Source organism: Micromonospora sp. NPDC049151, from assembly GCF_040648395.1.
Taxonomy (GTDB): domain Bacteria; phylum Actinomycetota; class Actinomycetes; order Mycobacteriales; family Micromonosporaceae; genus Micromonospora.
Map to the genome: position 1 here is coordinate 1 of NZ_JBEZDP010000041.1, position 25,156 is coordinate 25,156.

The 25,156-nt window shown below is 73.4% G+C and carries 28 protein-coding genes; 17 read left to right on the top strand and 11 right to left on the bottom strand.

All coding sequences use genetic code 11. The annotated features are described in order from the left end of the window. Positions 1 to 93: 93 nt before the first annotated feature. Complete coding sequence (locus AB0B20_RS28270; protein ID WP_357382185.1) at positions 94 to 630, bottom strand: ATP-binding protein; 537 nt, start codon at positions 628 to 630, stop codon at positions 94 to 96. A 51-nt stretch (positions 631 to 681) separates the two neighbouring features. Between AB0B20_RS28270 and AB0B20_RS28275 the strand changes: the two genes are divergently transcribed. The 4 genes from AB0B20_RS28275 to AB0B20_RS28290 are packed head-to-tail and all read left to right on the top strand — an operon-like array spanning position 682 to position 2,651. Next, positions 682 to 987, top strand: a complete 306-nt coding sequence (locus tag AB0B20_RS28275; RefSeq protein WP_357382310.1) for a helix-turn-helix domain-containing protein — start codon at positions 682 to 684, stop codon at positions 985 to 987. Further along, positions 984 to 1,370, top strand: a complete 387-nt coding sequence (locus AB0B20_RS28280) for a VOC family protein (protein WP_120572498.1) — start codon at positions 984 to 986, stop codon at positions 1,368 to 1,370. Before AB0B20_RS28275 ends, AB0B20_RS28280 begins: the two co-directional genes overlap by 4 nt. A 49-nt stretch (positions 1,371 to 1,419) precedes the next feature. Continuing rightward, positions 1,420 to 1,929 carry a hypothetical protein gene (locus tag AB0B20_RS28285; protein WP_357474870.1) on the top strand — a complete coding sequence of 170 codons (510 nt, stop codon included), beginning with the start codon at positions 1,420 to 1,422 and terminating at the stop codon, positions 1,927 to 1,929. 41 nt (positions 1,930 to 1,970) lie between these two features. Continuing rightward, complete coding sequence (locus tag AB0B20_RS28290) at positions 1,971 to 2,651, top strand: hypothetical protein (RefSeq protein WP_357474874.1); 681 nt, start codon at positions 1,971 to 1,973, stop codon at positions 2,649 to 2,651. A gap of 3 nt (positions 2,652 to 2,654) precedes the next feature. Here the strand turns inward: AB0B20_RS28290 and AB0B20_RS28295 are convergent, their stop codons facing one another. After that, positions 2,655 to 3,245 carry a dienelactone hydrolase family protein gene (locus AB0B20_RS28295; protein WP_357474877.1) on the bottom strand — a complete coding sequence of 197 codons (591 nt, stop codon included), beginning with the start codon at positions 3,243 to 3,245 and terminating at the stop codon, positions 2,655 to 2,657. A 65-nt stretch (positions 3,246 to 3,310) separates the two neighbouring features. On the opposite strand from AB0B20_RS28295, the gene AB0B20_RS28300 reads away from it, so the two are divergent. Both AB0B20_RS28300 and AB0B20_RS28305 read left to right on the top strand, forming a co-directional pair. Further along, on the top strand, positions 3,311 to 3,907 hold the full coding sequence (locus AB0B20_RS28300) for a helix-turn-helix domain-containing protein (RefSeq protein WP_357474880.1): 597 nt from the start codon (positions 3,311 to 3,313) through the stop codon (positions 3,905 to 3,907). A 114-nt stretch (positions 3,908 to 4,021) separates the two neighbouring features. Next, a complete protein-coding gene (locus tag AB0B20_RS28305; protein WP_357474927.1) occupies positions 4,022 to 4,969 on the top strand; it encodes an L-threonylcarbamoyladenylate synthase in 948 nt (315 codons plus the stop codon). Here AB0B20_RS28305 and AB0B20_RS28310 read toward each other — a convergent pair. After that, the gene (locus tag AB0B20_RS28310; protein WP_357474883.1) at positions 4,966 to 9,435 is read right to left on the bottom strand and encodes an HAD-IC family P-type ATPase; all 4,470 of its coding nucleotides are present in this window, start codon (positions 9,433 to 9,435) and stop codon (positions 4,966 to 4,968) included. The genes AB0B20_RS28305 and AB0B20_RS28310 overlap by 4 nt on opposite strands. A 193-nt stretch (positions 9,436 to 9,628) precedes the next feature. Here AB0B20_RS28310 and AB0B20_RS28315 point away from each other — a divergent pair, with 193 nt between their 5' ends. The 4 genes from AB0B20_RS28315 to AB0B20_RS28330 all read left to right on the top strand — a co-directional run bounded on the left by AB0B20_RS28315 (position 9,629) and on the right by AB0B20_RS28330 (position 12,914). Next, entirely contained in the window at positions 9,629 to 11,005 is a 1,377-nt protein-coding gene (locus AB0B20_RS28315) for an MFS transporter (protein WP_357474886.1), read from the top strand. Positions 11,006 to 11,292: 287 nt separating this feature from the next. Continuing rightward, entirely contained in the window at positions 11,293 to 12,072 is a 780-nt protein-coding gene (locus tag AB0B20_RS28320; RefSeq protein WP_357474889.1) for an NAD(P)H-binding protein, read from the top strand. Between the two features lie 36 nt (positions 12,073 to 12,108). Then, positions 12,109 to 12,306: a hypothetical protein gene (locus AB0B20_RS28325; protein ID WP_355509530.1), complete on the top strand. Its 198-nt coding sequence runs from the start codon at positions 12,109 to 12,111 to the stop codon at positions 12,304 to 12,306. 59 nt (positions 12,307 to 12,365) lie between these two features. Then, the gene (locus AB0B20_RS28330; protein ID WP_357382314.1) at positions 12,366 to 12,914 is read left to right on the top strand and encodes a YbaK/EbsC family protein; all 549 of its coding nucleotides are present in this window, start codon (positions 12,366 to 12,368) and stop codon (positions 12,912 to 12,914) included. Positions 12,915 to 12,950: 36 nt separating this feature from the next. Here AB0B20_RS28330 and AB0B20_RS28335 read toward each other — a convergent pair whose 3' ends face one another. From AB0B20_RS28335 to AB0B20_RS28350, 4 genes are all read right to left on the bottom strand, one after another. Then, on the bottom strand, positions 12,951 to 13,583 hold the full coding sequence (locus AB0B20_RS28335; RefSeq protein ID WP_357474892.1) for a DsbA family oxidoreductase: 633 nt from the start codon (positions 13,581 to 13,583) through the stop codon (positions 12,951 to 12,953). Between the two features lie 20 nt (positions 13,584 to 13,603). Then, entirely contained in the window at positions 13,604 to 14,029 is a 426-nt protein-coding gene (locus tag AB0B20_RS28340) for a SufE family protein (protein WP_357382203.1), read from the bottom strand. 67 nt (positions 14,030 to 14,096) lie between these two features. Next, positions 14,097 to 14,516, bottom strand: a complete 420-nt coding sequence (locus tag AB0B20_RS28345) for a CBS domain-containing protein (protein ID WP_357382205.1) — start codon at positions 14,514 to 14,516, stop codon at positions 14,097 to 14,099. 55 nt (positions 14,517 to 14,571) lie between these two features. Next, complete coding sequence (locus AB0B20_RS28350) at positions 14,572 to 16,341, bottom strand: proline--tRNA ligase (protein ID WP_357474895.1); 1,770 nt, start codon at positions 16,339 to 16,341, stop codon at positions 14,572 to 14,574. A gap of 173 nt (positions 16,342 to 16,514) precedes the next feature. Between AB0B20_RS28350 and AB0B20_RS28355 the strand changes: the two genes are divergently transcribed. Beyond that, positions 16,515 to 16,889, top strand: a complete 375-nt coding sequence (locus tag AB0B20_RS28355; protein WP_357474898.1) for a VOC family protein — start codon at positions 16,515 to 16,517, stop codon at positions 16,887 to 16,889. After that, on the top strand, positions 16,889 to 17,662 hold the full coding sequence (locus tag AB0B20_RS28360; protein WP_357474901.1) for a class I SAM-dependent methyltransferase: 774 nt from the start codon (positions 16,889 to 16,891) through the stop codon (positions 17,660 to 17,662). The genes AB0B20_RS28355 and AB0B20_RS28360 overlap by 1 nt, the downstream gene beginning before the upstream one ends. Here the strand turns inward: AB0B20_RS28360 and AB0B20_RS28365 are convergent. Further along, positions 17,637 to 17,828, bottom strand: a complete 192-nt coding sequence (locus tag AB0B20_RS28365) for a DUF397 domain-containing protein (RefSeq protein WP_357474904.1) — start codon at positions 17,826 to 17,828, stop codon at positions 17,637 to 17,639. The genes AB0B20_RS28360 and AB0B20_RS28365 overlap by 26 nt on opposite strands. Then, positions 17,819 to 18,622, bottom strand: a complete 804-nt coding sequence (locus tag AB0B20_RS28370; protein ID WP_357474907.1) for a DUF5753 domain-containing protein — start codon at positions 18,620 to 18,622, stop codon at positions 17,819 to 17,821. Before AB0B20_RS28370 ends, AB0B20_RS28365 begins: the two co-directional genes overlap by 10 nt. Positions 18,623 to 18,717: 95 nt before the next feature. Here AB0B20_RS28370 and AB0B20_RS28375 point away from each other — a divergent pair, with 95 nt between their 5' ends. From AB0B20_RS28375 to AB0B20_RS28395, 5 genes are all read left to right on the top strand, one after another. After that, positions 18,718 to 19,053, top strand: coding sequence for a hypothetical protein (locus AB0B20_RS28375; RefSeq protein ID WP_357474910.1), 336 nt, complete (start codon positions 18,718 to 18,720; stop codon positions 19,051 to 19,053). Further along, positions 19,050 to 19,601, top strand: coding sequence for a putative immunity protein (locus tag AB0B20_RS28380; RefSeq protein ID WP_357474913.1), 552 nt, complete (start codon positions 19,050 to 19,052; stop codon positions 19,599 to 19,601). Before AB0B20_RS28375 ends, AB0B20_RS28380 begins: the two co-directional genes overlap by 4 nt. Continuing rightward, entirely contained in the window at positions 19,598 to 20,113 is a 516-nt protein-coding gene (locus AB0B20_RS28385; protein WP_357474916.1) for a putative immunity protein, read from the top strand. The genes AB0B20_RS28380 and AB0B20_RS28385 overlap by 4 nt, the downstream gene beginning before the upstream one ends. 111 nt (positions 20,114 to 20,224) lie before the next feature. Further along, positions 20,225 to 20,755, top strand: coding sequence for a SigE family RNA polymerase sigma factor (locus tag AB0B20_RS28390; RefSeq protein ID WP_357382221.1), 531 nt, complete (start codon positions 20,225 to 20,227; stop codon positions 20,753 to 20,755). Continuing rightward, positions 20,752 to 21,861, top strand: coding sequence for a hypothetical protein (locus AB0B20_RS28395; RefSeq protein ID WP_357474919.1), 1,110 nt, complete (start codon positions 20,752 to 20,754; stop codon positions 21,859 to 21,861). Before AB0B20_RS28390 ends, AB0B20_RS28395 begins: the two co-directional genes overlap by 4 nt. Before the next feature lie 50 nt (positions 21,862 to 21,911). Here the strand turns inward: AB0B20_RS28395 and AB0B20_RS28400 are convergent, their stop codons facing one another. Both AB0B20_RS28400 and AB0B20_RS28405 read right to left on the bottom strand, forming a co-directional pair. Further along, positions 21,912 to 23,315, bottom strand: coding sequence for a PQQ-like beta-propeller repeat protein (locus tag AB0B20_RS28400; protein ID WP_357474921.1), 1,404 nt, complete (start codon positions 23,313 to 23,315; stop codon positions 21,912 to 21,914). A 19-nt stretch (positions 23,316 to 23,334) separates the two neighbouring features. Next, positions 23,335 to 24,819 carry a hypothetical protein gene (locus AB0B20_RS28405; protein ID WP_357474924.1) on the bottom strand — a complete coding sequence of 495 codons (1,485 nt, stop codon included), beginning with the start codon at positions 24,817 to 24,819 and terminating at the stop codon, positions 23,335 to 23,337. Between the last annotated feature and the right edge of the window lie 337 nt (positions 24,820 to 25,156).

Below are 25,156 nucleotides of genomic sequence, written 5' to 3' on the forward strand. Positions count from 1 at the left end.
TCCGGCGCCCAAGTCTGGATCATGTCCCCGACAACATCCGCCACAAATAGAAGATCATGCCCGAGGCCACAACCTCACCAACTGAGACACCCCCTAAGGGCACAGTCGATCAACTGCCTCTTTTATCGCCGCTATCCGGTTCGCCAGTGGGCCCGCCAGCACGTCGACGAGGTCGAATCCCGCCTCCCGGTACGTCAGTTCATGGACGCGTTCGAAGACGAGCGACTCCTCGAAGGTGATCCGACGCGCGGCGGTCGCCTCGACGAAACCCTGATTCCGTATGAAGAAGACGGTCCGCTCCGTCGTCATACCCTCGATCTCGTCGAGCAGGGCGGGTGGCGGCGTCAACCCCAGGTGACGGCACAACGCGAGCGTGCAAACGGGTGAGCGATCGTGGAACACCACGTCGCCGCCAAACAGCTCGGCTCGGCGGCAGCGCTCCCGCTGGAGATCCAGCACCTGCTCGGCGAAGTCCGGCTCACGCCACGGCTCCGGCCGCCCGAGTGCCTGGCGCAGCGCGATCACGTCGGTCGCGGCCTCCTCCACGACGTGGTACCCGTCGACCTCCAGGTGGCGCAGGATCGCTGTCTTACCGGAGCCGGGAGCGCCGGTGAGGATGTATCCGGGCATGACGTCCTCCGATTGCGGTAAACCTCTTGATAGGCAAGCCGCTGCTTGCCTATCGTGGGTGCCGTGGGCGACCTGTACCAGGCGCTGGCCGATCCCACCCGCCGCCTGATCCTCGACGAGCTGACCGAGCGCGACGGTCAGACCCTGTTCGAGATCTGCGGCCGGCTGGCCACCAAGCACCAGGTCACCTCGTCCCGGCAGGCGATCTCCCAGCACCTCGACGTCCTGGAGGCCGCCGGCCTGCTCGTCACGCGGCGGCAGGGCCGCTACAAGTTCCACCACCTCGACACCCGGCCGCTGCGATCGATCACCGAGCGATGGCTCAGGTCCGCCGCACCCACCCAGGAGAACCCATGAGAATCAACCTCACCAGCGTGTACGTCGACGACCAGGCGAAGGCCCTGCGCTTCTACACCGAGGTGCTCGGTTTCGTGAAGAAGACGGACGTGCCGACCGGGGAGTACCGCTGGCTGACTGTGGTGTCGCCGGACGCCCCGGACGGCGTGGAGTTGCTGCTGGAACCCGACGCGCACCCGGCCGCCAAGGCGTTCAAGGAGGCGCTCGCCGGCGACGGAATCCCGCTGACGCAGTTCGCCGTCGACGACGTGGCCGCCGAGCACGACCGGCTGCGCGGCCTCGGCGTGCTGTTCACCCAGGAGCCGGTCGACATGGGCCCGGTGACCACCGCCGTGTTCGACGACACCTGCGGCAACCTGATCCAGATCGCACAGTACCGGTAGCGGGCCGACGGTGGCCGGTTCGTGGCGGAGCCCGGAGTTGGCGGCCGCGGTGACCCGCCTGGAGGGCGAGATCCGGGACGCCTGGGCACGGCTGCGCGATGAGCTGGACGTCGCCGCGGGCTCACCGGAGGAACGCGAGCTGGCCTGGCTCGTCGTGGACGACCCCGGGGCGTACGACTGGCGGACCGTTGACGGTGCGGTGGACCGGCTGACCTGTCCCGACTGCGGGGCGCGACTGGCCGCCGGACCGGTGACGTGTGCGACGTGCGAGTTCCGCGACCGGATGCGGTTCGGCGCCCGGGAGCGGGACCGCCCGCAGGTGCCGCCCGGCAACGAGCACGCGCTGCGGGTGGCAACGGCGGTGACCCGAAACCGGCATCGCTACTCGCCACGGGCCCGGGCCGGCTACGAGCTGGTGCTGCCGGACCTGCTGGCCGGCGTCCTGCCCACGACCCCCCAGGCCCAGGCGGCGAAGGCGCTGATCAACAAGCTGACCGCCGACGAGTGTGACCGGGTCGCGAGCCTCGCCGAGGTGGAGGAACTGGCGAGAGGACGTTGACTCGGCGGGAACCGCTGGACACGGTCGGTCACCCTGACGGCATGACGGTGTGGCGGCGCCCGTACTCGCTGGACCTGACCACCTCCGGCGCGATGTGCGCGGTGGTGGGGACGGCCGCTTTCCTGGTGTTCTTCGTGGTCACGGGCGTTCGCGGCGTCTATCCGGTCCCGATGGCGGCGTTCGCTGCGGCTTGGACCGCCGCCGGTCTGGTCGTCTGGGCCCGCCGCGCGATGCTCGGCGTCTGGGTGAGCCCCGTCGGCGTACGCTCGCGCTCGCTGTTCCACACGACCACAGTGCCGTGGGCGTCGGTCGTGGAGATCCACAGCGGTACGGGTTCGATAGTGGGCCTGGACATGGGCCGCGACGCGATCGTCATCGAGCGGATCGACGGCGCGCCGGTGCAGACGCCGATCCAGTCCGGCGCCATCATCCGGCCGTTCCGCCTGGAGCTGACCCGGCTGGTCACCTGGCCGGAGCACTACGACGAGATCCTCGCGACCCTGCGGGAGTGCCACCGCAACGCCCGGCCCCCGGAGCGGCGCGGGCCGGCGGGCCCGGCGCCGGACCAGGTCCGCGCCGACCGTCCGGGCCGGACCCGCCCGCCCGCGCCGAGCGCCGGGCGGCGGCGCGACATCCACGCGCTGACCCGGCAGTACGAGCGTGGGGCGCTGACCGACGCCGAGTACGCGGCCCAGTTGGCGCGGCTGCGGGGCGACGGGTAGGCGTCAGCCGAGCCGGTCGAGAAGTTCGCGGCTACGGCTGATCACCAGAGCGGTCGCCTCGGCGTCGTACGAGGGCAGGGAACTGTCGGTGAACAGGTGCCGGTCGCCGGGGTAGACGTACAGCTCGCCGCGCTCGGGACCGACGATCGACACCAGCTCACGGGCGGCGTCCACGTCGCCTTCCAGCCCGAAGAACGGATCCTGCTCCATGCCGTGCACCTGTACCGCCACCCCGTCGGGCCACGGACCGATCGCCCACTCGCCGGTCACCGGCAGGCAGGCCTCGTAGAGCAGCGCGGCCCGGGCCCCGGCCCGGGTCTGGGCGAGCCGCTGGGCGGTCGCGGCGCCGAAGGACACGCCCGCGTAGACGAGGCCGGCGGGCAGGTCGGCGACGAACGCGTCCGCGCGCTGGTCGAGGACGTCGCCGCCGATCCGCTTGGTCAGCGCGGCGCCGTCCTCGATGGTGGCCGGCTGTTCGCCGTCGAACAGGTCGGGGGTGTGGACGGTGTGCCCACCGGAGCGCAGCGAGTCAGCGAGCGCGCGTACCCCGTCCGTGAGCCCTTGAATGTGGTGGAAGAGCACGATCTCGGCCATCACTACACTCCTGGATTGTCGAACCAGAGTTGTCGAACGAACCAGAATCTTAGAACGGTCGAGAAATGTCGGTCAATCAGCGGATCCCGGACTACGACCTCGACGACCTGCTCGTGGTCACCGCACCGGAGCAGTTGCGCGCGCTCGCCGACCCGCTGCGGAGCACGCTGCTGGAGCTGCTCCTGGAGCGTGCCGCCACGGTCAACGAGCTGGCCGTCGCCGTCGGCCGGCCCAAGAGCAGCGTGGCCTACCACGTGAACCAACTGGTGGACGCCGGTCTGCTGCGCGTGGTGCGGACCCGCCGGGTACGCGCCATCGAGGAGCGGTTCTACGGGCGTGTCGCCCGCACCTACTACGTCGGCGCGCTCAGCCGGCCCGAGGACAAACGGGTGGCCGCCGGAATCAACGGGCTCGCCGAGGCGGCCGCCGAGTCCGCCGCCGCGCACGCCGCCGACGAGCTGCGCTGCACGCTCGTGCACGCCCGTATCCCGATCGAGGACGTCCGGGAGTTCTGGGCGGAGGTCCAGGCGCTGGCCCGGCGGTTCACCCAGATCCCCCGGGCCGGCGACCAGGTGTACGGCTTCGCCGCCGGCCTCTACCCGACCGACGCGCCCACGCTGCCGGACACGGACCCGGACACGGACCGCGGCCGGACCGACTGAGCCCGAGCCGTTGAGCTGTCACCGAGCCGGGCTGAGGCCGCCGACGGGGTCTTGCCGGGGCGGCGAACCCGGCAGGCTAGCGTCGGAAGCGTGAGCACCGGATCCCCGCGCGTCCTGCCGGCCGAGAGCGGCATCGACGAGGCAGCCGCCGTCCTGCGCGCCGGCGGGCTGGTCGCCTTCCCCACCGAGACGGTCTACGGGCTCGGCGCCAACGCGCTCGACGCCCGGGCCGCCGCGCGGATCTTCGAGGCGAAGGCCCGGCCCAGCTTCGACCCGCTGATCAGCCACCTCGCCGACGCCGCCGACCTGGCCGCGCTGGTGGGCGAGGTGCCGGCGGCGGTGGCCGAGCTGGCGAAGCGCTTCTGGCCCGGTCCGCTCACCCTGATCGTGGACCGGCCGGAGACCATCCCACCGATCGTCACCTCCGGCCTGGACACCATGGCGGTACGGGTGCCGGACGAGCCGTCGGCGCGGGCGCTGATCGCGGCGGCCGGTGTGCCGGTGGCCGCGCCGAGCGCCAACCGGTTCGGCCAGCTCAGCCCCACCCGCGCCGAGCACGTGGTGGCCGGGCTGGGCGGCGCGGTGGACGTGGTGCTCGACGGCGGTCCCACCCGGTGCGGCATCGAGTCGACGATCGTGGACGCCCGGGGCGAGCGGCCGGTGGTGCTGCGGCTGGGGGCGCTGCCGATCGAGGCGCTCGTCGAGGCGGTCGGCCCGGTCGAGGTGCGCCAGGGCAGCTCCGGTCAGCCGGTCGCGCCCGGGACGCTCGCCGCGCACTACGCCCCGCGTACCCCGTTGCGGTTGGGCGCGGCGGCCGAGCCCGGCGGTGGCCGGCGGGGGTTCCTGGCCTTCCGGGAGCCACCGGCGGAGGGTGACTGGGCGGCGGTGGAGGTGCTGTCGCCCGACGGCGACGTGACCGCGGCGGCGGCACGCCTGTTCGACGCGCTGCACCGGCTGGACGCGGCCGGGGTGACCGAGATCGTCGCCGAGGCGGTGCCGGAGACCGGCGTGGGTCGGGCGGTGAACGACAGGCTGCGCCGGGCCGCCGCCACCTGGCACTAAGAACCGGGCTGCGGCAGGCGGTCCATCAACTTGGTCAGCGTGCCGTTGGCGAACGTCGCGCCGAGCGCCGAGCCGGTGGCGATGGTCCAGCCCACCGGGCCGAGCGGGGTGCAGCCGAAGAACTGGCTGACGCCCGGCGTCTGCACCACCGCCACCAGCACGCCCACCGACGCGGCGGTGGCGGCGAGCACGCTGGGGCTGGTGCCGCCGGCCAGCACCGTCTGCCCGAGCTGGGTGCCGATCAGGGAGGCGAGCGCGACGGTGCTGGCGCGACGCTGGGTACCGGTCCACCTGGCGATCGTCCAGCCGGCCGTCGCGCCCAGCGTGGTCGACGCGGCGCGTAGCCCGATCTCCCGGGTCATGGTGACGCCGAGCGAGGAGTCCGGCCCCTCCCGCAGCAGGTGGTCGGCGCTGTCGTCGGCGGGTGGGCGGACCGCGATGGCGAGCGCGGGTGCCAGGTCGGTGAGCAGGTTGACCAGCAGCAACTGCCGGCCGCCCAGGGCGGACCGGCCGGTCGCGGCGGCGCTGAGCACGCTGAACGCGATCTCGCCGAGGTTGCCGCCGACCAGGATGCTCAGCGCGTGCCGGACGGACGACCACATGGCCCGGCCCTCGACCAGCGTGGCGATGATCGTCTCCAGCCGGTCGTCGGTGACCACCAGGTCGGCGGCGGCGCGGGCGGCGGGAGTGCCGCGCTGGCCGAGCGCGATGCCGACGTCGGCGAGGCGGATCGCCGGGGCGTCGTTGGCGCCGTCACCGGTCATCGCGACAGTGCGGTCCTGGCGCTGCAACGCCTGGATGATGCGTACCTTGTGCGCGGGCGTGCAGCGCGCCACCACGTCGGTGGCCATCAGGCGCTCGGCGAGCGCGGCGTCGTCCAGCCGGTCCAGGTCGGTGGCGGTGACGACGCGCTGGCTGCCGTCGTCCGGGCTGATGGTGGCGGCGATCGCCTCGGCCGTGGCCGGGTGGTCGCCGGTGATCATGACGGTGTGCACGCCCGCGGCGCGGATCCGGGCCACCGCCGGCCGGGCGCTGTCCCGCACCCCGTCGGCCAGGGTCAGGAAACCCACGAAGACCAGGCCGTCGACCTGCTCGTCGCTGACCTGCTCGGTGGCGACCGGGCACTCGGCCACGGCCAGGACGCGGTGCCCGGCACCAGCCCGCCCGGCCAGCATCGCCTGCACCTCCTCGCGCCCGGCCGCGTCAAGCGGCCGGTCACCCTCGGCGGTGCGCCGGGACGCGCAGCGCGGCAGCACCGACTCGGGTGCGCCCTTCACGCTCAGCAGCAGCCCGCCGGCGGTCCGGCCGACGGTGGCGCTGTAGCCCCGGGACGGCTCGAACGGCAGCCCGGCCGTGGCGGCCCAGTCCGCCGCACCGGTCCGCTCGGTGACCCCGGCGGCGTCCGCGCCGTGGCGTACCGCCCGGTCGGTCTGCTGCGGCAACTCGTCCGGGTCGTCCGCGGCCGGGGTGGCCCGCACCGCGGCGGCCAGCGTCGACCGGAGCGGGTCGTCCAGTTCGTCGAGCACGGCGTACCGGCCGTCGCCAGTGCCCACCCCGGCCAGCAGCAGCTTCCCCTCGGTGAGCGTGCCGGTCTTGTCGAAGCAGAGCACGTCGACCCGGCCCAGCGCCTCGATGGTCCGGGGGTTGCGGACCAGGGCGCCGTGCTCGGCCAGCCGCCGCGCCGCCGCCAGCTGCGCGGCGCTGACCAGGAACGGCAACCCCTCCGGCACCGACGCCACGGCCAGGTTCGCGGCGGTCGCCGCCGTTTCGGCAAGGGGTACGCCCCGAAGCAGCCCCGCCCCGGCGACAGCGATCGCCGAGGCGGCCGCCAGGGGTACGGCGCTGCTTGTCAGCTTGCCCAGCCGCGCCTCCACGCCACTCGCGGGCGGGGCCTGCCGCGCCATGGCGAGACTCCGTCCGGCCTCGGTCTCCGCGCCGGTCGCCACCACCACAGCGGTGCCGTGCCCGGCGGCCACTGTGGTGCCCTCGAACAGCATCGAGTGCCGTTCCGCGACGGCCGCCGCCACCACGGGTTCCGGGCTCTTGCGCACCGGCAGCGACTCGCCGGTCAGTGACGACTCGTCCGCCTCCAGTCCGTCGCTCGTCAGCACCCGGCAGTCCGCCGGTACGGCGTCCCCGGAGCTGACCGTGATCACGTCACCGCGTACCAGTTCCTCGGCGGGCACCACCCGCTCGGCGCCGTCGCGCAGCACCCGGGCGGTGACCGCCGAACGGGACAGCAACTCGGCCAGCGACCGTTCGGTGTTGCGCTGGTGTACCGCGCCGACCAGCGCCGACCCGCCCACCACGCCGCCGACCAGGGCGGCGTCGACCAGCGAGCCGAACGCGGCGGAGAGCACCGCACCGGCGGCCAGCACCGGGGTGAGCGGGTTGGACAGCTCCTCCACGAACGCGCGGAACAGCCCGGCCGGGCCGCGCTCGTCCCCGACCTCGACCCGGCGGCGACGGACCGCCTCCTCCTCGGCCAGCCCTGACGGGTCGGTGGCGAGCTGGTCCAGGACGGTCTGCGCCGGCATGAGATGCCAGGCGGTGAGCGCGGGCATCGGGGCGCCGGTACGGTCCGGCAGCCGGTGCGCCCGGAGCACGCCGTGCGCGAACGCGAGCGCCGCCGCGCCGTTGACCGCCGCCAGGGTCGGGCGGGGCAGCCGCCGCCGGTCCGCGGTGAACGCGCCGAGTGCGCCGAGCCCACTGCCGGCCATGGCGATCCGGACGTTCTGCGCTGTCATCCGGCGGGCCACCCCGGCGGCGTCGACGAGCAGGGCGGGTATCCGCAGGTCGTCACCGACCAGCAGGTGCGCGCCCCACGGCGGCAGGTCGTCCGGGCCGTACACGCCGAGGCCGCAGTCCGAGGCGGCTAGTGCCGACCGCTCACCGGAGACCACCATCACCACGGCGCCCTCGCGTTGCAGGTCGTGCACCGCGTCGGCGAGCCGGGAACCACCGGGTACGAGCAGGTCCGCGAAGTCGTACCGGCCGTCGTCCGCGCCGCCGACCACGAGCCGCAGGCCCGCCTGCCGGGCGGCCGACGCCAGCGCGTCCACACCCGGCGCGGGCTCCGGCTCGACCCGCAGCACGGCGGCGAGCCGGCCGTTCTCGGCGAGCCCGAGCAGCCGTCCACCGTCGGCGCGCAGCCGGGCGCTGTCCGGGGTGTCACCGGGATCGTCGGCGCCGAGGCGGTCCAGCGGGCCGATCCGCCAGCCCTCGGCGGCGCGTACCGCGTCCGGCTCGGCCGGGTCGAACAACGCGAACGCCCGGGCGGCGACCTGCCCGGTGTCGGCGTCGGCCAGCGGCGCGAGGTCGGCCAGGACACCACGGTCCGAACCGAGCACCGCCGCGTCGAGCACCACCGTGTCGATCCGGTCCAGCTCCCGCAGCACGCTACGGTCCATCGCGATCACGCCGCGCCGGGCGAGCATCCGGCCGAGCTGGGCGCCGTACCCCTCGCGGCCGGAGCCGGGCGCCTTCGGCAGCGAGGACAGCGCCAGCGCGGCGGCCCGCTTCGGCCCCAGCACCGGCAGCGCCGCCGCTCCGGCGACCGCGCCGGCCGGGAGCACGCGCTTGGCGTACCGCTCGGGCTGCCCGTCCGGCACCGGGCAGGGCCGCTCGCCGTCAGGCACCCGGGCCACAGCCCGCTCCGGGTCACCGGTCAGGTGCGGTTCGGCCCGCCGCCACGCGGCCAGTTGCGCGGCGCCCTCGCCCCACTGCACCACGCGCTGCGCGCCGTCGAGCACGATGCCCGCCCAGCCGCCGGTGAGACCCTGCACCACCGCCTCGGCCAGCGGGAACAGCACCTCGGCACGCGGGTCGGCGCGGATCCCCAGGCCGGCCAGCGCGTGCAGCTTCGGGTGCAGGTCGACAGCGCCGAGCAGCCCGGCCACCTCGGCGGGGATGGGAGTGAGCGGCAGGACACGGGTGGCCGCGGAGATGCTCAACCCGAGCACGTCGGACAGCAGCGCGCCGAACGTCCGCGCGGTACGCGGACCGTCCTCGGGCGGCTGCGGCGGTTCGATCTCCGGGTCCGGCTCGTACGGGCAGGTCCGCTCGACGCGCGCCACCGTGGCGATCAGGTCGCGCAGCTTCGGCGCCGGATCCCCGGTGGCCACCACCACCCGGCCCGACGGCGCGTTGACCCGTGCCCAGGTCACACCCGGCATCGACTCCAGCGCCGCCTCGACCTGGCGGGCCAGCCGGTCACCGCCGTCCTGGCAGACGCCGTGCACCTCGATGTGGTGCCGGCCGTCCTGCGACCACACCCGGCGACTGGTCAGCCCGGTGAGGCGGGCCAGCCGGGCCGCCGCCGTACCGACGCTGCCCGCGACCTCGGTGACCTTGGCGGGCACGGCGTCGGTGGGCAGGGCCGACCCGACGGTACGCGCGACGCGCGCGGCCGCTCCCGGTACGGCCGTCGGCGACAGCAGGAGGCCGGCGAACCGTCCCAGCGCCATCTCGCCTCCCGGTCTCGTCCCGGCGGCCCGACTTCCCGGCGCGGCGTCCGTCATGCCACCCCGACGGCAGAAGTTTCCGGTCGTGCGCCGCCGCTCCCTCCGTTCCGGGTGTCCCGCCGTGTCCGGCGTCCCGGGGGACGAGACGCGCGACACAGTTGACCTCAACCGGGGGTGAGGTCCGAGGCTGAACGCCATGACCAGCACCGCCGCCGTACCGGCTGATCCACCCGTCGACCTCTGGTCGCCGCGCCTGCGGGCGATGACTGTGGGCAGCGTGGCCCTGGTGTCCCTGCTCGCGTTCGAGGCGTTGGCGGTGGGCACCGCCATGCCGACAGTGGCGCGCAGCCTGGACGGGCTCGGCCTGTACGCGCTGGCGTTCGGCGGCCCGTTCGCCTCCGGCGTGGTGGCGATGGTCGCCTCCGGCATCTGGTGTGACGCGCGCGGACCACGTCCGGCCATGTGGCACGGGGTCGTCTGGTTCGTCGCCGGGCTGGTGGTGGCCGGTGCCGCGACGACCATGGAGGTGCTCGTCGTCGGGCGGGTGGTGCAGGGCTTCGGCTCCGGACTGGTCTCGGTGGCGCTCTACGTGGTCGTCGGTCAGGCGTACCCGGAGCAGTTGCGACGGCGGATCTTCGCCGCGTTCGCCGCGGCGTGGGTGGTGCCGTCGCTCGTCGGCCCGGCGCTGGCCGGGCTGATCGTGGAACACCTGGGCTGGCGGTGGGTGTTCCTCGCGGTGCCGGCGGTGGCGATCCCGGCGGCGCTGCTGGTCCAGCCGGGGCTGCGGGCGCTGACCGGAACCGTGGCGACCCGCCCGCCGGCGGGCGCACTGGCCCGGATCGGCTGGGCCTGCGGGGCGGGGGCGAGCGCCGCACTGCTGCACTACGGGGGGCAGCAGCGCGGCGTGCTCGCCGCCGGCCTGATCGCCGTGGCGCTGGCCGGGCTGCTCGCCTGCGTGCCGCACCTGCTGCCGGCCGGGTTCCTGCGTGCGGCACGGGGGTTGCCGACGGTGATCGGGCTGCGCGCGCTGGCGTCGGCGGCGTTCGTCGCCGCCGAGGTGGTGATCCCGCTGATGTTGTCCCGGGAGCGCGGTTTCTCGCCCACCGGGGCCGGCCTGGTGCTGACCGTCGGGGCGCTGTCCTGGTCGGTGGGCTCGTGGATCCAGGGCCGGATCAGCTCACCCCGCTCGGCGGCGACGCTGCCCCGGGCGGGGCTGGCCTGCATCACGATCGGTACGGCGGGCGTGGCGTCCGCGCTGCTCCCGGGACTGCCGGTGCTGCCGGCGGTGCTGAGCTGGTCGGTGGCCGGGCTGGGCATGGGCCTGCTCTATCCGTCGCTGTCGGTGCTCACCCTGGCCCAGTCCGCCCCGGCCGAGCAGGGCCGCAACAGCTCCGCGCTGCAACTGGGCGACTCGCTCGCCGCCGCCACCGTGCTGGCGCTCACGGGCGCGGTCCTGGCCGCCGGTTCGTCCCCCGGCCCGGCCGGCTACGCGACCACGCTGGCCGTGGCCGCCGCCTGCGGCCTGCTCGGCCTGGCCGTGGCCGGCCGAGTCTCCCCCCACCCCACCACCTGACCCCCCGCCTACCGTCTCCCCTCATCCGTCCTCACCGGTTGATCAAGGAGTTTGTGTCAGAAGGTGGGCCGAGATCCGATACCAACTCCTTGGTCAACAAGGCGGACGAGGTCGGGGAGAGGGCGGGTGGGTGGCTCGGACGGGGTGATCCGGGCCGAGCGGGCCGCCGGATGGCGCAGGATCGGGTGAGGGCGCTGCCGGGCGGGCGGCTGTCACGATCCGGGTCGGCATTCCGTCCCACCGTGGAGCCGCTGTGTGGCGGCTGCGCGTGGGCGGGAGGAGTGGCGATGCGGGTGCTGGTGACCGGGGCGACCGGACGGCTCGGGCGGGTGGCGGTGCCGCGACTGCGGGACGAGGGCTTCACGCTGCGGGCGGTCAGCCGCCGGCCGCGTACCGGGGACGGGGTCGAGTGGGTGACCGCCGACCTGGCCACCGGTGCCGGGCTGGCCGAGGCGGTTGCCGGGACGGACGCGGTGCTGCATCTGGCGTCGTCGCCGCAGCGGCGTACCCACGACGTCGACGTGCTCGGCACCCGCCGTCTGGCCGTGGCCGCCGGGCACGCCGGGGTGCGCCACCTGGTCTTCGTCTCGATCGTCGGCGTCGACCGGGTGCCGCTCGGCTACTACCGGCACAAGCTGGCGGCCGAGCAGGTGGTGGCCGCCGGGCCGGTGCCGTGGAGCGTGCTGCGGGCCACCCAGTTCCCGGAGTTCCTGGCCGGGCTGCTGAGCGGCGCGAGCCGGCTCGGCCCGGTGGTCGGGGACCGCGCGGTGCTCGCCCAGCCGGTCGACCCGGTCGACGTGGCGGACCGGCTCGCGGTCCTGCTGCTGGCCGGGCCGTCGAACCGGGTCGAGGACTTCGGCGGACCGCAGGTGCTGCGCTTCGACGAGGCGGCTCGCACCTGGCTGGCGGCACGCCGGGTACGGCGTCCGCTGCTGCCGGTCCGGATCCCCGGGCGGCTCGGGCGGGAGCTGCGTGCGGGCGGCCTCACCACCACCGCCACGCCGACCGGCAAGCGGACCTGGGCCGACTACCTGGCGGACACGTACGGGGGAACCGGCGGAAGATGAGAACCGGTCGGGTCCGCACCGGCCTACGGTGACCGCATGCTGGTCTTCGTCGCCACAGTGGTCCTCTACGTATTCGGTTTCGTCTTCCTCTACGGCGTGATCCGGGTCGGCGTCCGGCACGGCATCGAGGACGCCGAGGCGAACCGTCCCGAGGCGCTGCGCCGCCGGCAGCTCACCACCACCGAGAGCCGGGACTTCGCCCAGGAGAACGCCTTCCTCACCAATCCCAACTGAAGGGCGCGGGCGGGGTCCGGCCGGTCGATCCGCGAGGCGGGTGCGAGGATCGCGGCATGATGGGGACGCTGAAGACGGAGCCGGCCCGGACCCGGCTCGACCTGCTGGCCCCGCCGGTCGCCGCAGCCCTGCGGGAGTGGCCGGCCGAGGCCCCGGTGGACGTGGACGACGTGCTTGTCGCCCCGATCGACGCCGACCTGGCCGACACCGCCGCCTTCTGCGAGGCGTACGAGGTGGGGCTGTCGGAGTCGGCCAACTGCGTGGTGGTCGCCGGTAAGCGGGGCGGCGAGACCCGGTACGCGGCCTGCGTCGTACTCGCCACCACCCGCGCCGACGTGAACGGCGTGGTCCGCAAGCTGCTCGACGTACGCAAGGCGAGCTTCGCGCCGATGGCCGAGGCGGTCGAGTCGAGCGGCATGGAGTACGGCGGGATCACGCCGATCGGCCTGCCGGCGGACTGGCCGATCCTCGTCGACTCCCGGGTGATCGCCACGCCGCACGTGATCATCGGATCGGGCGTACGGCACAGCAAGATCGCCCTGCCCGGGCCGGCGCTCGGCGCACTGCCCGGGGCGAGGGTGGTGGAGGACCTGGCCAAGCCGGCCTAGGTCCTCATCCGCATCGATCTTGTTCCACGTGAAACATCAGGCTGTCGCTTCGCGCTGCGCCACCTCGCGCAGCGCGGCGAGCAGCGTCTCCGGCTCCTGGGCGCCGGTGACCGCGTACTTCCCGGCCAGCACGAACGTCGGCACGCTGGAGACGCCGAGCTGGTGGGCGGTGCTCAGGTCGGCGGCCACCTCCCGGCGGCCCAGGTTCGACTCCAGGTACTGCCGCGCCTCGGTCTCGTCCAGCCCGGCCTCGCCGGCCAGCGTGACCAGCGCGTCGATCGACCCGACGTCGACGCCGTCGTGGAAGTGCGCACGGTAGAGCCGCTCGACCATCTCGGCGGAGCGGCCCTGCTCGGTGGCGAAGCGAACCAGCCGGTGCGCGTCGAACGTGTTCGCCGCCACCGCGCGGTCGAACCGCAGGTCGAGGCCCGCGCCCGCGGCGACGCCGATGACGTGCGCGGCCATGCCCTCGGCCTTGTCCCGCCCGCCGAACTTGTCGCCGAGCGCCTCCAGCAGCGGCTTCGGCTCGGTGACCGGCGTCGGGTCCAGCTGGAACGGCCGGAACCGGACGTTCACCTCGCCGTCGTACGACTCCAGTGCCTGTTCCAGCCGGCGCTTGCCGATCCAGCACCAGGGGCAGACCACGTCGGCGTAGATCTCGATGTCCATGACCAGCGACAACCCGCGGATCAGGAGATCTGTTCCCGGACCTGGCGCTTGAGCCGGGCCAGGATGGCGGTGCCGCCGCGTACCCGCAACGGGCTGATCGCCTGCGCCAGGCCCATCCGCTGATAGAGGTCGTCCGGTACGGCCAGCACCTCCTCGGCGCTCGCCCCGGCCAGCCCTTCGGCGAGGATGCCGGCGAACGCCCGGGTGGTGGGCGCCTCCGGCGGGCAGTCGAAGACGGTGCTCACGGTCTTGTCCGCGTTCACCTCGGCGCGCAGGAAGAACGCGGTCTGGCACTCGGGGACCTGCTCCAGCTCCTCCCGGCTCACGCCCTCGGGGAGGGGCGGGATCACGTCGGCGAACTCCAGCAGCATCTCCAGGACGACGTCGCGGGGCGCGGCGGCGAACTCGTCGACGATCTCGGCCAGCTTGGTCGGCATCTCGGGCATGAGTCGAGGCTATCCGCCAACCGGCGGCGCCGAGCGGGGCCCCGCGCCACGCGAGCGGGGCCCACCCTCACACGTTCGGTGCGGCCTCGCTGATGTCGCTGAGCGCCGACTGGGGGTCGAGCTGCATGGCGAGGTCACCGAGGGAGACGATGCCGACGAGCTTGCGCTCGTTGTCACACACGAGGACCCGGCGGATGTTGCGCTCGCGCATCAGCGCCGCCGCCTCGTTCGCCGTGCAGTTCTGCTCGATCATCACCACCTCGCGGGTGATGATCGAACCGATGGTCGTGCTGCCGGGGTCGGCGCGCTCGGCCACCGCCCGGACCACGATGTCGCGGTCGGTCAGCATGCCGGCGAGCGTGGCGCCGTCGGTCACCACCACGTCGCCGATGTCCGACTCCTTCATCACCCGGGCCGCCTCGTCTAACGGGGTCTCCGCCGGGAGGTAGACCACCTGCCTGGTCATGACGTCACTGACACGGAACATGAGAGCCTCCGAAATGCTTCGGTCGATCCGTCTGCGGTACCCGGTGGCGCGATTGCTACACCCCGTCGCGGTGCGTCGCGCGTACGTCGTCGCGCAGTCGCTCCACGATGGCCTCCACCGGCAGTTCGGTGCGCTCACCGGTGGCCCGGTCGCGCAGTTCCACGTAACCCTCGGCCAGGCGGCGGCCGACCACGACGGCGCGTGGGATGCCGATCAGCTCGGCGTCGGTGAACTTCACCCCGGCGGAGACGTGCGTGCGGTCGTCGACCAGCACGCGCAGGCCGGCGGCGGCGAGACGCCCGCCGAGGTCGAGCGCCGCGTCGAGCTGCGGCCCTTTCCCGGCGGCGATCAGGTGTACGTCGCACGGCGCGACAGCGGCCGGCCAGACCAGCCCTCTGTCGTCGTGGTGCTGTTCGGCAACGGCGGCGACCGCCCGGGACACGCCGATGCCGTAGCAGCCCATCGTGGGTCGCACCGGCTTGCCCTGAGGGCCGAGCACGTCGACGGTGAACGCGTCGGTGTACCGGCGGCCGAGCTGGAAGATGTGCCCGACCTCGATGCCCCGCCGGAGGGTCAGCTCGCCGTCGGCGCAGGCCGGGCAGCTGTCACCGGGCCGCACCTCGGCCGCCTCGATCGTGCCGTCCGGTACGAAGTCGCGCCCGCACACCACGTCGGTGGCATGCCGGCCCGGCTCGTTCGCGCCGGTCAGCCAGGTGGTGCCGGGCACCACGCGGGGGTCGACCAGATAGCGGATGCCGTGCTTGGCCAGGATCTGCGGCCCGATGTAGCCGCGGACCAGCTCCGGGTGGGCGTCCCAGTCCTCGAAGACGGTCACGGTGGCCGGGGCCAGCACGGCCTCGACGCGCTTGAGGTCCACCTCGCGGTCGCCGGGCAGGCCGATCACCAGCGGCTCGTGCTGCTCGGCGCCGGGCCGGCGGACGGTGAGGACGACGTTCTTCAACGTGTCGGCGGCGGTCCAGCCGGTGCGCCCGCCCAGCTTCCGTGCCTCGGCCAGCTCGACCAGGGCGGCGATGGTCGGCGTCTCCGGGGTGTCGTGCACCTCGGTGGGCGGGTGGGCGTCCGGGTCACCGACGGCTGGGGCGCGGGTCACCGCCGCCTCGGTGTTCGCCGCGTAGTCGCAGGCGGTGCAGCCGACGAACGTGTCCTCGCCGACCGGCGTGGCGGCCAGGAACTCCTCCGACGCTGACCCACCCATCGCGCCGGACATCGCGTGGACGGTGGTGAAGTCCAGCCCGAGCCGGGTGAAGACGCGCGTGTAGGCGGCCCGATGCCTGTCGTAGGCCGCCTGGAGCCCGGCCTCGTCGAGGTCGAACGAGTAGGCGTCCTTCATCAGGAACTCGCGCCCGCGCAGCAGACCGGCCCGGGGCCGGGCCTCGTCACGGAACTTGGTCTGGATCTGGAACAGCGTCACCGGGAAGTCCCGGTACGAGGAGAACAGGTCCTTCACCAGTAGCGCGGCCAGCTCCTCGTGGGTCGGCGCGAGCAGATGGTCGGCGCCCTTGCGGTCGGCGAGCGTGAAGATGTCGTCCCCGTACTCGGTCCACCGCCCGCTGATCCGGTAGGGCTCGGCCGGGAGCAGCGCCGGGAAGTGCACCTCCTGCTCGCCGATCGCTGTCATCTCGTCCCGCACGATCGCGGTGATCCGGTCCAGCACGAGCTTGCCCAGCGGCAGCCACGTGTAGCCACCCGGCGCGGCCCGGCGGACGTATCCGGCGCGCAGCAGCAGCCGGTGGCTCGGCACCTCCGCGTCGGCCGGGTCCTCGCGGAGGGTCCGGAGCAGCAGGGTCGACATGCGTAGCAGCATTGCCGCAGCTTATGGCGCGAGCGGACGGCCGGGCGACCCCTTTCGGTGTCCGTGCCGACCGATCGTCGCAAGCTCGGCGAGGTGGCGGTATCGACACCAGCGGGATGCCGCCACCCCGCCGAGGTGGCGCGGACGGGCCAGAAAATGTCGCGGGGGTCGGGTAGGAATGCGGCATGGCTGAGCGACCGCTGATGAAGCTGACGACCACGGTGCTGGACGCACCGTCCGCAGAGGACCTGGCCGCGTTCTACGAGCGGCTGCTCGGCTGGACCCGGCGCGAGCAGGAACCCGAGTGGGTGGTGCTCGCTCCGCCGGAGGGCGGCCACTGGCTGGCGTTCCAGGACGAGTCGGCCTACGTGCGGCCCGTGTGGCCGGCGGGTCCCGGTGACCAGCAGATGTCGGTCCACCTGGACATCAAGGTCGACGACCTGGAGTCGGCCGTGGCGTACGCGGTGTCGGTGGGCGCGACGCTGCCCGACTTCCAGCCGCAGGACGACGTCCGGGTGCTCCTCGACCCGGTGGGTCATCCGTTCTGCTTCTACCTCTGATGACGGGTGGCGTCACCGCGTCGGCTCGCGCGACCAGCCAGTACGCGACGACGACGGGCAATCTGACCGCCCGGATGGCGTTGCACTCGTACGGCACCAACCCGCACGGCTGGTTCGGCTGGCTGGGCGAGCGGCTTCCACTGGGCGGGGACGTGCTGGAGGTCGGTGCCGGCACCGGCGAGCTGTGGCAGAGGGTGAGCCATCGTGGCCGGCTGATCCTCACCGACTTCTCGCCCGCCATGTGCGCGCGGCTGCGCGAGGTGCCCGGCGCCGGGGTGCTGCGCTGCGACGCCGCCCGCCTGCCGTTCCGTGCCGGAGCGGTCGACGCGGTGATCGCCAACAGCACGCTCTACCACCTGGATGACCCGGACGCCGCACTGCGCGACTTCGCCCGGGTGCTGCGCCCGGGCGGGCGGCTGGCTGTCGCCGTGAACGGCCGCGACCACATGGCCGAGCTGAACACGCTCGGCCCGGTGATCGGGTGCCCGGACCTGGCGGTCCGGTTCCACGATCAGAACGACGTCACCGCCGAGACGACACCGGCCCGGGTCGCCGCCCACTTCACCGATGTGACGGTCGAGCGCTACCCGGACGAGCTGGCAGTGCCGGCCGCGGAGCCGATCCTGGCGTACATCGCCAGCATGATCGGGCCGCTCACGGCCGCGCAGGAGTCGGCCGCCCGCACCGCGATCGAGGCCCGCATCGACGCCGAGGGCACCTTCCGGGTACGCAAGCACACGGTGCTGATCAGCGCGACGCGTGGCTCCCGCTGAGCCGGACGAAGGCACGCCAGGCGTCAGGTGTGAAGGTGAGTACCGGCCCGGCCGGGTCCTTGCTGTCCCGCACCCCGACCACCCCGGCCAGGTTGTCCGCCACCTCGACGCACTCGCTGTGTCCGCTGCGGATCGACTTGCGCCAGATCGCACCGATCAGCTCCATGACTCGACCACTTCCTTCATCAGCTCGATCGACTGCCGGCGGGACAGTGCTTCACTCCGGACACTCTCCCACCTGGACAGCAGGATGGCCACGTCCTCATCTTTGTCGATCACTGTTCCGCCGAGCTGGTTCTCCAGATAGCCGATCCAACCCCCGTCAGCGCCCCGCGCGAGGGTGAACGGCCCGGTCAGTCCGACGTGGAGGCCCAAATCGGCCGGAATGACGTGCACCGCGACGTGGGGATGGTTGCTCGCCTCGATCAGGTGCGCGACCTGCTGACTCATCAACCCGCGAAAGCTCTCGTCGGCGCGGCGCAACACGGTCTCCTCGATCACCGCGACGAACTTGAGCGGATCGGTACCGGCCAGCACCGCCTGCCGGTCGAGTCGGACCGCGAGCCGCCGTTCCGCCTCCTGCTCGGCGAGCATGTCGTCGGTGCGGATCATCGCGCGGGCGTAGTTCTCGGTCTGCAACAGTCCCGGGATGAGGCTGGGCTGATAACAGCGCAACTGCTGCGCCTGGCGTTCGGCTTCGAGCCAGGGGCGGAACCAGCTCGGCTGGCCGTCGCGCTCGGCGAGCTTGAGCAGCGACATCAACAGCCCGCCGGTGCCGAGCACGTCGTCGGCCCGGGCGAGGAAGAACCGGTCGAGCGGCCGGTGGCCCAGCTCGACCGCCGACACCTGGGAGCCGGAGAAGTGCACCAGCTTCCCGAACTCCTCCTGGCTCAGCTCGGCCCGCAGCCGCAGCCGCCGCAGTTGGGCGCGGATCAGCTCGGCGGTCGGCTCGTTCTCCACACGCCCTCCCCGGTCGGCCGCCGGTCTCCCGGACTCTCCCCGGACTCGCCGGGACGACTTCCGAGCGTAGTGGTGTCCTCAGCAGACTGTCACGCATGAACCTTCCCGTACCCCGGCTCGGGCCGTACCCCGATCGGCCCCGCCCCTGCCCGCCGGGCCAGCCGGCCCACCTGCCGATCCGGCCGCTCTGGCTCTGCCGCGCCTGCGGCGGGCCGTGGCCCTGCGCGCAGGCCCGCCTGCTGCTCAAGGCCGAGTACGCGGACCACCCGGTCGACCTGGCCGTCTACCTGTCCGGGCTCTACCACGAGGCCACCCACGACCTGTTCCGCCTCAACCCGCAGGACGGGCCGACGCCGCGTGAGCTGTTCGAGCGGTTCGTCGGCTGGGGGCCTTACCGGCGGGGCAACGCCGATACGATGCCCGCGACATGACAGCACCGGGGGACTTCGACCTGACCGTGGACGAGCTGCGCGAGGTGGCGCGGTACGCGGTGCGGCACGCGGAGGACGTCCTCCCGGTCTACGAGCGGGCGGTTCCCGGTGACGGGCGTCCCCGCACGGCTGTCGACGCGGCCTGGACGTTCGCACGCGGAGCCGCCCGGACGAAACTCCAGCGGGTCACGTCCCTCGACGCGCACCGGGCCGCCCGGTCCGCGCCCACCGAGGCCGCGCGCCTGGCCGCCCGGGCTGCCGGTGACGCCGCGGCGGCCGCGTACCTGCACCCGATCGCGAAGGCCACCCAGGTCGGCCACATCCTGCGGGCCGCCGCCAACGCGGCGCGCGTCGCCGAACTGGAGGCCGGCGGCGACGAGACCGTGGGCGAGGCGGCGCTGGACCGGTACCGGCGGCTCGCCACACCCGTGCTGGTCGACGTGCTCCGCCGCTACCCGCCGGTGACCGGTGGCGGCAGCCGGGTCGCCCGGCTGATGAGCACTCTGGACCACGACCTGCGCCACGCCGGACCGGAGGCCGCGTCGTGATCCTGCCGAAGATCCGGGATCCCCGGTTCATCACGATCCGCCGGGGCGGCACGCTCACCGACGAGCACCACCACCTGCTGGCGCTCTGGGCCGCCACCTGCGCCGAGCACGTCCTCGGCCTGTTCGAGGCGGTCCGGCCGGACGACAGCCGTCCGCGCGAGGCGATCGAGCACGCCCGCGCCTGGGTGCGCGGCGAGGTCGGGATGATGCGGGCACGGGCGGCGGGCGGGCACGCCATGGGCGCGGCCCGGGACCTGCGCGGGGCGGCACGCAACGCCGCGTACGCCGCCGGTCAGGCCGCCGTCGTGGCTCACGTCGCCGCCCACGAACTCGGCGCCGCCGCGTACGCGATAAAGGCGGTACGCGCGGCGGCGCCCGACGGTCTCGGCGAGGTGGCCGGGCGCGACGAGTGCCGGTGGCAGCGCGACCGGCTCCCGGTGGAGATCCGCGAGCTGGTCCTGGACGACCAGCGCCTGCGCGACGACATCTGCTGGTCGGTCTTCGACTGCTGACGCCGGCCGGCCCGGCGAAAGAGTCACCGCCGGCGGCAACCATGGCGCGGGCAGGTGGCGTCTCGGAAGGCGTCACGCTGATGCACCACCTGACCCCAAGGACCGGCTCGTGTGGACCCTCTCCTGAATGAGTTCGACTTGTTCGTCCGAACTCGCACCCCCGCCTTACTGCGATCCGCCTACCTGCTCACCGGCGACCAGCATCTGGCCGAGGATCTCGTCCAGTCCGCCCTGGCCCGTACCCACCGCGCCTGGAACCGGTTGCACGAGACCGGCAACGCGGAGGCGTACACCCGGAAGATCATGTACCACCTGCAGGTCTCCTGGTGGCGGCGCCGCCGGGTGGCCGAGTCGATGCCGGGCGACATGCCCGAGCCGCGCGGAGGCGACTCGGCCCCCGACCACGCCCAGCAGACCACGCTCCGGCTGACCCTCCGGGTCGCGCTGGCCCGGCTGTCCGCCAAACAACGGGCCGTCCTGGTCCTGCGGTTCTTCGAGGACCGCACCGAAGCCGAGGCCGCCGACCTGCTCGGCGTGACAGTCGGCACCGTCAAGAGCCAGACGTCCAAGGCGCTGGCGAAGCTGCGCAGCGTGGCCCCGGAGCTCGCCGAGCTGTACGTCACGGAAGGAACCGCCCGATGAACCAGGACCGACTGCGTTTCGACCTGTCCGACCTGGCCGAGGAGGTCACCCCGGTCGACCTGCGGGACCGCGCGCTGCGTACCTCGCGGCGACTCGGCATCCAGCGGGCCGTCGCCACCTCCGCCGCCGCGCTCGTGGTGCTGGCCGCCGCGACCGGAACCGCGCTGGCGATCCGGCCGAACAGCCAGGCGCCCGAACCCGCCGGGCCGTCGGTGACCGTCACCGCCCCGCCGGTCGAGCCGTCCCGTACGCCCTCCACCGACGCGAGCACCGCCACCGGCCAGTCGCAGCCGGCGCTCACCGGTACCCGCTACTACCTGGAGCACACGTCCACCCGATCCCGGATCCACGAGGTCCGCGGCACGCGGGACCGGGTGGTCCACGAGGTCGTCCACGAGGCAGCCTCTCGCTGCGAGGCCAACAGCGTCAGCATCTCCCCGGACGGCAAGCGGGTGGTGTGGGTGCAGGACAGCGCCGACAACGCCAACGGGGTGCTGCTGATCGCCACCGTCGGAGACGAGGGGGCGACGACCCTCGCGGAGGGGATCAGTTGCCTCGGCGCCCGGCCGCTGCGGTGGAAGGGCGACGACCATCTGATGGTGCAGCGGAAGAACCGACAGTCCGTGCTCTACGACGTGACGGCCAACAAGCAGGTCGTCGGCGACCCGGGCCAGGAGGTCAAGCGCTGCTGGTCCGCCGACGGCACCTGGCTGGCCGCCGAGTCGGACGGCAAACCCTACGTCACGGACGGTGAGAGCACCCGGCAGTACACCTACACGCCACCTCAGCAGGAGGCCACGAAGTGGGGCGGCTGGGAGGCCCGCAGCGTGTCCGCCGACGGCCACTACGTGGCAGTGGGCTGGATCGGCACCGACCCGTCCCGCCGGGACGGCAGCTTCGCGGTGGTCGACACCAGGACCAGCAAGGTCGTCGACCTGCCCGGCACGGGCGAGGTCCGCGGCATCCTGTTCAGCGCCGACGGCAGGGTGTTGCTGCGGCGCGGTACCGGCATCACGGTCCTCGACAGTGAGTTCAAGCCGCTCGGCACGGTGACCGAGCCGGCACCGACCCGGAACCGGGCACTGCTGGCGTACGTGCCCGCCTGATGACGGGCGACGCGGGGCGGGTCACCGACGGGTGGCCCGCCCCGCGTCGTTCAGCGCAGGACGGTGATCGCCGCGTCCGCGCTGACCTGTTTCCACGGCACCAGCACCACGGTGCCGTCGCGTTCCAGCACCTTCGCGTCGCTGCCCTCGGTGCCGGCCGAACGCGGCGCCTCGGCCAGCACATCCACCTCTCCGGTGGCCGGGTCGATGCGGACCAGCCGGGGGGCGAGATCCCGCCGGTCGCCCACCTCCCACGCCAGCACACCCTGATCGTCGAGGCGGATCAGTTCCACCTCGCTGTCGGTGTGCCCGGCCGACACCCAGCGCCGCTTCCCGGTGGCCAGGTCGATCGCCACCACCTGATCGGCCTGGCGCATGTCGTCGCCGACCGGTGAAGGCTCGGTGGGCAGGTAGAGCGTTTCCGTGTCGGCCAGGTACGGCCGGATCTCCGGCCCCTCGACCGTGTTGGATCGGTTGACGGGCAGGTCGCTGAACCGCGTACCGTCGACGGGGTTGCCGAACGTGGCCCGCTCCTTGCCGGTGGCGTCGCGCGCGACGAACGTCTCGGTGCTCAGGCCGGGCAGGCTGACCAGCGGGTCGACGCTCAGCACGCCGCCGCTCTGCTGTGCGGCCGGCAATTGTTGCTGCCAGCGCGGCTTGCCGGTGGCCGGGTCCAGGCCGAGCAGCGCCCCCCGGTCGCCGTCGCAGAGCGCGGTGACCACGGCCTGGCCCCCGGCGGCCTGCGCGTCGGCCACGCGGCAGTCGCGGCCGGGCAGCAGCCGGTCCGCGTCGGTCTGCCACAGCCGCTTGCCGTCGGCCAGCGAGTATCCGAGGACGCTCTCGCCGCTGCGCACGACGACCTGCCCGTTCGCCACCGACAGGTCCGGCGCGGTGACAGTGGACCGGCCCTTGCGGCGTTCGACGGGGAACGTCGCCCGCCAGGTCTGGCTGCCGCCGGCCGCGTCGAACCCGACGAGCGTGTCGCAGGATTCGGCGGATCCGAGCGCCACCACACCCCGCCCCTCGGCCAGCGTCTGCGCGGCCGCGCACAGCGACGTCGCCTGTGGCGCGGGCACACCCCACGCCTGGGCGCCGTCGTCGAGCCGGTAGGCGATGATGCCGTCCGGCTGGGCCCGGACCACCGCGTCGCCGACCAGCCAGGCACCGAACATGTCCTGCCCGTCGTACGTCTTCAGCCCGTTGCGCTGCAGTTCCGGGAAGTCGAGCACCCACGCGGTACGCAGCTTCCGCCCGTCGCCGTCACCGCCGCCGACCAGCCGGGACACGCCGTAGGCGGTGCCGGCGGCGACCGCGAGCACCGCCACCAGGCCGCCGGCCACCAGTAACGCCACGCGCCCGCGCCGCTTCGGCGCCGCCGGCGGCGCACCGACCGGACCCGGCGGGCCCGCCGGTGGGTACGCGGGCGGCGGGTACTGCTGGTGCTGATACGTCATCGGTCGTCTCCCGTTTCCGTCAGCCGTCCAGTTCGCGGACGTAGTCGGCCCAGCCGGCCTGGAACTCGTCGAGCGACACGCCGAGCACGTCCCGGGCGGCGCGGTCGGTCGGGGCGCCGGCGTAGACGGCCTCGACGAAGCGGAACAGCTTCGGCTCGCCATGCTTTTCGGCGAGGTGGCTCATCGCGGTGTGCCCGAGCCAGTAGTGGAAGCTCAGCCGGTCGGGGTTGTCCCACTCGCCGTTGCCGGGCAGCTTCCCGTTCCACCCGTTGCGGACCAACTGCCGGGCCGGCGCGGTGCGTTCGCTGGCGGTCAGCGGAAGGCCGCTGAAGGCGATGTACTCGGCGAAGCCCTCGACCACCCACTCGTCGAGCTTGCTGAACTCGTCCACGGCGGACAGGTCGGTGCGGAGCGTCATCAGCGAGTGCGCGATTTCGTGCCGCAACACCATGCGGGCGTCGTTGTCGCCGCCGGAGCGGGTGAAGTAGCGATCGGTGGTGTCCACCACGATGCGGGTGCCGCCGATCGTGGCCTTGCCGTCCTTGCGCTCGGCCGCGACCATGCCCACCGAGAAGCCCGCCGCGGTGGCCTTCTCGGTGCCGATCCGGTAGAGCGAGGTCATCTCGTCCTTGCCCGCGGCGAACGTGACGACGAACTTGTCCGTCATCGGTTCGGGCGGCGCGTTGGCCCGCCACACGGCCAGGTTGTCCGTCACCGACCTGTCGACGGCCAGGGCGTACCGCACCGCCAGGTCGGCCCGGGCCGCGTCGGTGATGATCAGGGCGTACGCGGTCCGCTCGACATGGATCTCCTGCCACTTGTCCCACGGCCCGGGGTAGTAGACGGTCTTCGAGTCGCCGTTGCCGCCGGCAGGTGCGCCGGTCACAGCGGTGACCCGGATCGGCGCGTCCTTGCCGGCGCGGACGATCGTCCAGCGGTACCACTCGGCGACCGGGGCCAGGTCGAAGCCGTCCAACTGGTGCACGAACGAGACGTCGAGCTGGAACGTGACGCCCTGTCCGAACGCGTCGCTGGCACGGCCCTGCTTCTCGACCGTCTCGTAGCGGGCCACCGACAGCGGCAACTTCGCCAGGTTGCGGAAGAGCTGGGTCTGCCCGGCGATCAGCTCCTCGCGGGCCGGGTCGAACGCGGCCAGGTAGCCGTCCAGGTCCTTCGCCGCCAGCGCCTTGGTGTGCCGGTCGAGCAGGGCGGACAATTCGGCGTTCGTGACTGTGACACCGTTCGCGCCGGCTGCCGCCTTCGGCGCCGGGCCGTCCTCGTCGTCGCCGCGCAGGCCCAGCCCGACGCCGACCGCGGTGCCGGCGCAGACCGCGAGCGCGAGCGCGCCGGCCGCGAGCCCGATCCAGAGCCCACGGCGGGACCTCGGTGCTGGGGGCGGCGGCCCCCACGGGACCGGCTGCGCGGGCGGCGGTGTTCCGCCGTGCCGGGAGTCGGCGTTGCCGGGCGGCGGCCAGCCCGCCGCCGGAGGGTGCCCCTGCGTCATCTGGTTCCTCGCTCGTGCCGTGTGCGGGACCGGCCGGACGTTTCCGCGCGGCCAGGTGACGGCAGTCATCATCTCCGGTCCGGATGACGGATTCTGCCCCGGCAGGCGTGTCTGGTCGATTCGTCCCCGAGGTGCCGCTCGGGAACAGGACGTCGAGACATCCGCCACGTCCGGCGTGCAGGGCCAGCGGGACCGGTCCGCGCGGTGACAGACTGTGCGACGCACTTCTGCCGGGACGTCTGAGAGAGTGTTGGGTAACCCGGTGACTACTTGTGGTTGAGTTCGTCGTCGAGGCGTCGGGCTGCTTCGGTCTCGATGGGGCCTTGGGGTTCGATGT